The sequence below is a fragment of the Emticicia agri genome, from assembly GCF_004168285.1.
Taxonomy (GTDB): Bacteria; Bacteroidota; Bacteroidia; order Cytophagales; family Spirosomataceae; genus Emticicia; species Emticicia agri.
In genome coordinates, this window is record NZ_SEWF01000039.1 from 45509 (window position 1) to 53043 (window position 7535).

Annotated in this window: 8 protein-coding genes; 5 read left to right on the top strand and 3 right to left on the bottom strand. The window is 37.7% G+C overall.

Annotated features, from left to right (window positions below):
• The first annotated feature begins 51 nt into the window (after nucleotides 1-51).
• Complete coding sequence (locus EWM59_RS20910) at nucleotides 52-1512, top strand: 7TM-DISM domain-containing protein (RefSeq protein ID WP_130023201.1); 1461 nt, start codon at nucleotides 52-54, stop codon at nucleotides 1510-1512.
• Here the strand turns inward: EWM59_RS20910 and EWM59_RS20915 are convergent, their stop codons facing one another.
• A complete protein-coding gene (locus EWM59_RS20915) occupies nucleotides 1513-3228 on the bottom strand; it encodes a lamin tail domain-containing protein (protein ID WP_130023202.1) in 1716 nt (571 codons plus the stop codon).
• Nucleotides 3229-3256: 28 nt separating this feature from the next.
• Nucleotides 3257-3703, bottom strand: a complete 447-nt coding sequence (locus EWM59_RS20920; protein WP_130023203.1) for a histone H1/H5 family protein, HCT subfamily — start codon at nucleotides 3701-3703, stop codon at nucleotides 3257-3259.
• Nucleotides 3704-3850: 147 nt separating this feature from the next.
• On the opposite strand from EWM59_RS20920, the gene EWM59_RS20925 reads away from it, so the two are divergent.
• The 4 genes from EWM59_RS20925 (at nucleotide 3851) to EWM59_RS20940 (ending at nucleotide 6589) form a co-directional block, all read left to right on the top strand.
• Entirely contained in the window at nucleotides 3851-4498 is a 648-nt protein-coding gene (locus tag EWM59_RS20925; protein WP_310587890.1) for an MgtC/SapB family protein, read from the top strand.
• Between the two features lie 54 nt (nucleotides 4499-4552).
• Nucleotides 4553-4978, top strand: coding sequence for a hypothetical protein (locus EWM59_RS20930; protein ID WP_130023204.1), 426 nt, complete (start codon nucleotides 4553-4555; stop codon nucleotides 4976-4978).
• Nucleotides 4979-5041: 63 nt separating this feature from the next.
• A complete protein-coding gene (locus EWM59_RS20935; protein WP_130023205.1) occupies nucleotides 5042-5224 on the top strand; it encodes a hypothetical protein in 183 nt (60 codons plus the stop codon).
• Nucleotides 5225-5551: 327 nt separating this feature from the next.
• Nucleotides 5552-6589 carry a glycoside hydrolase family 43 protein gene (locus tag EWM59_RS20940; RefSeq protein ID WP_130023206.1) on the top strand — a complete coding sequence of 346 codons (1038 nt, stop codon included), beginning with the start codon at nucleotides 5552-5554 and terminating at the stop codon, nucleotides 6587-6589.
• Nucleotides 6590-6809: 220 nt separating this feature from the next.
• Here the strand turns inward: EWM59_RS20940 and EWM59_RS20945 are convergent.
• Nucleotides 6810-7535, bottom strand: a 726-nt coding sequence (locus EWM59_RS20945) for a transposase family protein (protein ID WP_510186009.1), incomplete at its 5' end; no start/stop codon positions are given.

The following is a 7535-nucleotide window of genomic DNA, read 5'->3' on the forward strand; positions in this document are numbered from 1 at the left end:
CAATACCTCATTTGTGGTATTTTGCTTAAATTGCCATAAAAACCTAAATAAATGCGATTGCTACTCCTTTTTTTGTTGCCCATTACCACATTCTGTCAGAACGCTATCTGGTTGAGTAGTGATTTACAGAAACAAGAGATTCGTGAGCATTTATTTGTTTTAAAAGATTCTTCAAACGCTTTAACAATTAATTCGCTATTAAAAGCCGAGCAGGATTTTTTTTATTTATCCAATATGGCTATTCCGAATTTTGGTTGGGGAAAACGAACAGGATGGGTAAGGCTTGAAATAGGAAGCAAGGCAGATAGTCGATATTTATTTCAGGTCAATAGTGCTATTTTCGACGAGCTTGGTTTTTATGTGGTGCAGGATAAGCAAATAATTCAATCAGTCGAGAATCTTAGTTGTCTTACACCTATTATCAATCGCCCTTATGTGCACAGAGATTTTGTTTTTCCGATGCATCTGAAAGCCGGAGAAACTTATACAATCTATCTGAAAGGGAAAAACCTGCTGAATTCTATCAAATTTCCACTCATTGTCTGGAACCCGAAAGCATTTGAAAAGAGCGACCGACAGTTGAATTTTTTCTGGGGCATTATTATCGGTATTCTGCTATTAGTGGTGGTAGGAAACTGTATTATAGCCTACCTGCTCAATATGCGGATTTTCTATTTTTATGGCATGTATGTGTTGAGCCTTATTTTACTGTTTCTACATTTAGATGGGTTTTTATATGAGTACTTACCAGCTAAACTATTCCGGAATAGTATAATAGATTTAACCCCCTATTTTAGTTACAGTATTTTTTTCTGGAGTATTCTGTTCATTATTTCGTTTACAAAACTTTCACTCTCAGACCGACCTTTTTTTGAACGTTTACTACGTATTCTGAGCATTATTTTCTGGATTTTACTGATACCCTCAGTTTTTTCGCCACTCTGGCTTGATGAGGCTACAGATACCTATCTCCAGTTTTCAGGTTGGACAGGCCGCATTTTCTTTATCAGTGTTTTAGTTTTGCTTTATATTACTGTACTGGCATCTGTTCGTAAAAATACAATGTCGCGTGTGTACCTTATTGCAGTTATCCCGCCTTTGTTATCTTATATTTTACCACAGTATTTTAACCATATTTTCGATATCTGGATTGTACAGCCCTATGCTTACCTTTTCGGGTTTCTGTTAGAAATTATCATCTTGTCTGTAGCCATGATAGTGCGGGTGAAAGAATATTTATTTTTGAATCTCAAAAAAGACACTACCGAAGTGCAAACGCACCCCGTAGCTATAGCTGAACAAAAAAATGTGATTGAAAAAGAGGTGCTTTCGAAACGTGAGATAGAAATACTAACGGCTTTTGCAAAAGGATTTACTTACCAGGATATAAGCGATGCAATGTTTATCAGTCCGCATACAGTACGAACGCACCTGAAAAATATTTATCAGAAATTAGACATCAGCAGTAAAGCAGAAGCCGTAAAAGTGGCCATAGACAGGGGTTGGCTTTAATTAGTATTTGCTGCCCACTACCACTTTAGCCTTAAATTCCTGTTTCTCGCCGTTAGGATTAAACAATTCTACAAAAATTACATAGTACCCTACCGCTACAAGTTCATTAGTGGCACTTTTGCCGTCCCAGCTTAACTGGTCATTTACGCCTAATAACTGATTTTGCGCTAATTGTTTCAACATTCTTCCCTGCATATCAAAAACGTAGGCATTGGCTATGTAGCCATGAATATCTAAAGAGAATTTTAATTGAGTAACGTCGTCAGAACCATCGCCATCGGGTGTGAAAATTTCCGGTTCTATTATAAAAAGGTTCTTCTGATTGGCTGTAACTCCTTGCGAATTGGCATATCCGGGTGTAGCATACCCTTCTGAAGCTACCGCCGAGTGCCAGTTGGAAAGTATAGAAGAAGGGAGGTTATAATCAGCTTTCTCAAGAGATATACCCGATTTGTCATCAATCAGCGGATGATGAAGGTCTTCTGTATAGTCAAATCTGTCAAATACTTTCTTGTTATGATTCATTAAGATAACCGTACCGCTTTCATCAGCGAATGTCGGTAGGGAAGCCATTTCTAAAATATTTTCTGAAACGGTTTTAAAATATTGTGCCTTAACAATACCTGAATTGCGGCTTAATACCAAAAACTGTCTTGGTTGCAGGATAAAGTGTGTATGAGTGATAAGTTTGCTATTGGTTATAGTACCTGCGGCATCAACATTTGCCAGTGTCCAGTCTTTCAGGCTAATAAATTTATTGCTCCGGTTATATATTTCTACAAAGTCTTCGCCACCACTACGAGGATTAAATAAAATTTCATTAACTACTACATCGCCCGAGTCAGCAGGCTGAAAGTTCGCTATGGAAAGTTTTGTCTCTTTCAGAACATTCCCCGAACAATCGGCTATATTTTTAGCTGTGAGTGTATATAATGTATTATCCTGCAATGGGGTGGAGAATGATAAATAAACATGCTGATTGGCAGGGCTTTCAATCGTAATTTTATTGATTACTAATGATTTGTCTATGATATAAGCATTACGACTGATAGCAGAGAGACTGTCTAATTTTTCAGAAAAGATTAGTTTTACAGTAGAATTACTTTCTGATTCATACCTTTCTAAGCTTGGCGGTGTTAAATCAGGCTGAGAAGCCTTTACTGCGTTTTCTTTACCCGGGGTACCCTGCAAGGCCGCTTCACTCGAAACCCAGTTACCTGCCTCTACACAAGGGTAATCTATGTCAATCATTTCTAAAGCAAAGCCTTGTGCTTTGTCTGTGGTGTACCATCGGTCGGTATAAGTTACCGAAAAAACAGTACTGTTTTTAGTATCTTTCAGAAGTAGGGTAGAACCCGCATTATTGAGTGAAAAATTATTGAGACCTACTACTTTGCCATACGCCTGAAAATCTGCTATGTTGTTCCGATGTGTAACAATCAGGTATTCTTTGGGATTAATAGAAATGTCAGGAAACCGGACTGATGTAGCATTATAAAAAAGAACCCATTGATTAAGGTTGATACTTCTGTATGAACGATTATAGAGTTCTATATACTCTTTTTCTGGCAAACCTTTGGTAGGGGTAGGGTCAGCCATAATTTCGGTAATAATCAATTCGCTGGCCTTTTGGGCTGTGGCGATTGTAACCGAAAGAAGTATAAAGGAAAAGGTGTAAATCAGTAGGGATTTACACCTTTTTATAATAATCGTCATGTAAAACCTGAATAGATAAATGATATTGTTAAGCGGTTGGTTCTTTCGGTTTCGGAGTTACAGCTTTAGGCTTTTCGGGAGCAGACTTTGCCGGAGCTGGTTTTGGAGCAACTGCTTTTGGTGGTTCCGGAGCAGGTGTTGGTTTTGGTGAATCAGCTTTTGGTGCAGTCGCAGGAGCTTTTTCTTCCTTCTTTTTATCTTTTTTCTTGTCTTCTTTTGCTTTCTCTGCTACTTTTTTCAAAGCTTTCTTCTCTTCTTTCTGCTTATCTTTTTCTGCCTCTTTTTTTACTTTAGCTACTTTTTTCGCCAGTTTTTTCGCAGTTTTATCAATGGCTTTTTTAATTTTTTTATTGGTTGTTTCTCCTTTTACTACGTCAGCAAGGGCTGCGGCAATTTCAGAGGCCTTTTGTTTGAGATCAGTTTTCATAAGGATTTTTTTTGGAGATGTTTTAAAATAATTTGCAAATACAACCAACTGTATTCAAAAAAACAAAAAATTTGTGTTAAGTTTTACCGAAAATAGAAAAATACTTTTTCCTGCTATCGTTAGTTGGCATACGTAGCTTACACAATAACAATCAAGAGACTAAATTGTTACTTTTATACTGGCTTAACATACACTATGTTTATAGAATTTATTACTGAAGATGTGATTAAACTTCTGGTGTCGGCAGGCACAGGGGCAATTATTGGTTTTGAAAGAGAGTATCATAGTAAATCTGCCGGACTCCGAACCATGATACTGATATGTGTGGGCTCTACACTTTTTACAATTATCTCTGTTAAGTTAGGTTCTGACCCCTCACGAATTGCGGCTAATATTGTAACAGGTATCGGTTTTGTGGGTGGGGGTATCATTTTCAGAGATAATTCGAGTGGGCGCATTACAGGTATCACTACAGCAGCAGCTGCCTGGGTAACAGCGGCGTTGGGTATGTGTGTGGGTTTCGGGAAAGGCTTGTATGAAACAGGCTTTGTAGCCATGATTCTGGTTATTTTCGCTCTATATGGGCTGGTACCTTTACAAACCATTATCAAAAAAAGAAACCTGATTCGTACTTATCGGATTGTCTGTAAATTCAATAATGATACCTTGAAACATTATGAGCATAAATTTGAAAAATTTGGCTTAGAAGCCGAGCGTAATATGCAGACCAAATTGAATGGTTTAATAAGTGGGACATGGTCGGTGAGAGGACCGGAAAAAAATCATGAGAAAGCTATCAGGAGCTTTTTAAATGACCCCGATATTTTAGAATTTGATTTTTAATATTCCAACCTTTTCAGCTAAGAAGGAATCTATTATTAAAAACTGTATTAAACTATGAAAACTACGCTGATTGTTATCTGTACTATTTTATTTTTAGCATCGTGCACCAATACCGCACCAGACCCATTGTTGAACGAACTCAATGGAGAGTGGAAATTAGTGAAAATTGGTGTCGGTTTCCCGTCTCCACAGGGACCTACTGAACTTCAGCCTGAATATGAAGAAATTTTATCTTTTAATGCTTCAAAAGGGAGCTATACCCGTACAAAAGATGGAAAAGTAGTAGAGAAGTCTGATGTAAGTATCAGTTCAGATGAAAAAGCTACTTATCAGAAAGATATGCTGGTATTTGAAGAGAGTAAGACCTATTCGTTTATCTCTTTTACCGAAACGCCAAGATATTTGGTATTATATCAGCCTGCACCGATTGGCGCTGTTTTAGCAGATGGTAACTCGTTTTTTTACGAGAAAGTCAAGTAATATTTTCAATTTTGGTACTTATATCCTAAATTGCAGGCAGAATTTAACGTATCAAGATAAATCATGGCAAAACATTCAGGCTCGAAATCACTTCCAAGTTGGCTTACATTGGTAATCTTTTTATTATGTATGACAATCCTTTGGGTATTTGGCGATTTATTTGTCTTTATACTCGGACTTATCTTCTTAGGCTTTACCTTCGCTAATAATTATGATCGTAAGCAGGCCGACGAAGGGCATCATTGATATAAGGGCGGTTTAACCGCCTTTTTTTATGCACTTTCTGCACTTCAAAAAAATAACTCCTCTGCATTTATGTAAGTCTATGGCTTACTTCATATTTTTAGCCTTTCAAAAGCAGTAAAGCGCTTTAGAGTATGTTTAAATTTTATTTTTCTGACCGAAAGGACAAGATTTTTTAGCCAGACAAGGCGTATTTTGCAGATGTAGCCAGCAGCTACATCGAAAAAATGCAACGCAGTATGGGTAAAAAAGATTTCCTTGCAGGTCGAATCATAATTTTTAAACATACTCTCAGTTCTATTCAATCGTTTATTTATAAAACCTATTGGTATGTCTAAAAAAACTTTTTTTAGCCTGTTTGTCTTTGGGCTATTGTCTATGAGTTTTGGTGTATGCCAGGCTCAATCTACTTTTAAAAATCCATTATTGCCTACCGGCCCCGACCCTTGGGTAATTCGGAAAGACGGCTTTTATTACTATTGTAATTCGACGGGTAAGAATATTACTCTTCGGAAAACAAAAAATATGGCCGATTTATCGAAAACACCAGGAGTTGTGGTATGGACGCCTCCGGCAACAGGTAATTATTCAAAAGAATTATGGGCACCTGAACTACATTTTCTGAATGGCAAATGGTATGTATACGTAGCAGCCGATGATGGTAAAAATGATAACCACCGGATGTGGGTATTGGAAAACCCTGACACTGACCCAACTACTACTAACTGGACATTGAAAGGCCAGATAACAGACCCGACTAATCGCTGGGCAATTGATATGAGTATTTTTGAAATGAACAAGCAATTGTATGCTATATGGTCAGGCTGGGAGGGAGCAGAAAATGTAAGCCAGGATATTTATATAGCTAAACTCAAAAATCCGTGGACGATAGAGGGCGAACGCACAAAAATAGCGACTCCTAAACATAGCTGGGAGAAAATGGGGTCGAATCCTCTGCCTGTCGTAAACGAAGGACCCCAGTTTTTAAGGCAGTCAGATAACAGCAAAAAAGTATATATTGTGTTCTCGGCAAGTGGTTGCTGGACAGACCACTATACTTTAGGTTTATTAGAGGCTGATGCTAAAGCTGATTTAATGCTGGCATCTTCATGGAAAAAGTATGATGAACCTATCTTTAAGTCCAATCCGGCAGGGAAAGCTTATGCACCAGGACATAATTCATTCTTTAAATCACCTGATGGAAAAGAACATTGGATAATCTATCATGCTAACCCTGAAGCGGGGCAGGGCTGTGGCAATAATCGTTCACCACGTATGCAGCCTTTTACCTGGAACGCTGATGGTACACCTAACCTGGGTACTCCTATTGCTTTAGATAAAGAGATTCGTAAGCCTTCGGGGGAGTAATTGTGATTAGTAAATAGGCTTTCCTTGGAAATTCTCTTAGATAAAATATTCTAACGACAAGACACTCAAAAATCTGAGTGTCTTGTTGATTTTCAAAGAGCAACATCTTTAAAAAGTACAATCTATCGTGAGTTTTTCGTCAATTGAGACTTTTCTGTTTACGAGTAGACACACTGAACCACCCCATTTTATGGGTGAGTTTTGATATGAAATTTTCAATTTAAGCGGCCATTTGGGCTTGCCTTTGAGCTTTCTGTCTTCGTTTGGCAATCAAAACAGCATTGGCAGTGTGAATACCGAAAAATAGCCAAACTTGTTCGTTGTCAGGACTTCTGGCTTTGTTCTTATGCAAGAGGTAATGTTCCTTTTCATTACCAAAACTGCCTTCTAAACGTGTAGCTCTTTCTTTATTAAGTACTGCTTTGATTTGTTTGGTAGCTTTATCATCTTTTCCAGTACCCTTTCTAATAAAGTTGGTCTGGATGTTCTTCTGAGTAGTATATTTACGATTTTCATTGGTAGCATAAATCCTGTCAGCAGCTATATGGGTACATAGACCAAAAGTACTTTTATGTTTGACTATACTGATTTTCAGACGTTTACACTCATTGAAGGCTTCATAACTTCCATATTCAATTATGCTGATTCCACCTACCTGCAACTTATGAACCTTCATTCCGAACTCTAAGGGTTTATTCTCTTTTCCCCTGATAATGGGTCTGAGGTAGGGTTTGTACAAACTTACTATCCGGTTTGGTATCTTGGCTTGTGGGTGTAAGTATCGCTGTTTTTGCTGTTGATAAACCAGTTTAATGGTCTTAAATGTTTCAGCGTCTACCATACTTAATCCTTTCGCTTGAGTTTGATTGAGCAGGGATTGATAGGCTTCTATTCCTTTATCCAACAATTTTAGTAAAGCATTTTGCCTGCTTCTGGTTTTTCTATA

Coding starts and splice junctions, on each gene's coding strand:
- EWM59_RS20910 (WP_130023201.1), top strand. CDS start 52: ATGCGATTGCTACTCCTTTTTTTGTTGCCCATTACCACATTCTGTCAG.
- EWM59_RS20915 (WP_130023202.1), bottom strand. CDS start 3,228: ATGACGATTATTATAAAAAGGTGTAAATCCCTACTGATTTACACCTTT.
- EWM59_RS20925 (WP_310587890.1), top strand. CDS start 3,851: ATGTTTATAGAATTTATTACTGAAGATGTGATTAAACTTCTGGTGTCG.
- EWM59_RS20930 (WP_130023204.1), top strand. CDS start 4,553: ATGAAAACTACGCTGATTGTTATCTGTACTATTTTATTTTTAGCATCG.
- EWM59_RS20935 (WP_130023205.1), top strand. CDS start 5,042: ATGGCAAAACATTCAGGCTCGAAATCACTTCCAAGTTGGCTTACATTG.
- EWM59_RS20940 (WP_130023206.1), top strand. CDS start 5,552: ATGTCTAAAAAAACTTTTTTTAGCCTGTTTGTCTTTGGGCTATTGTCT.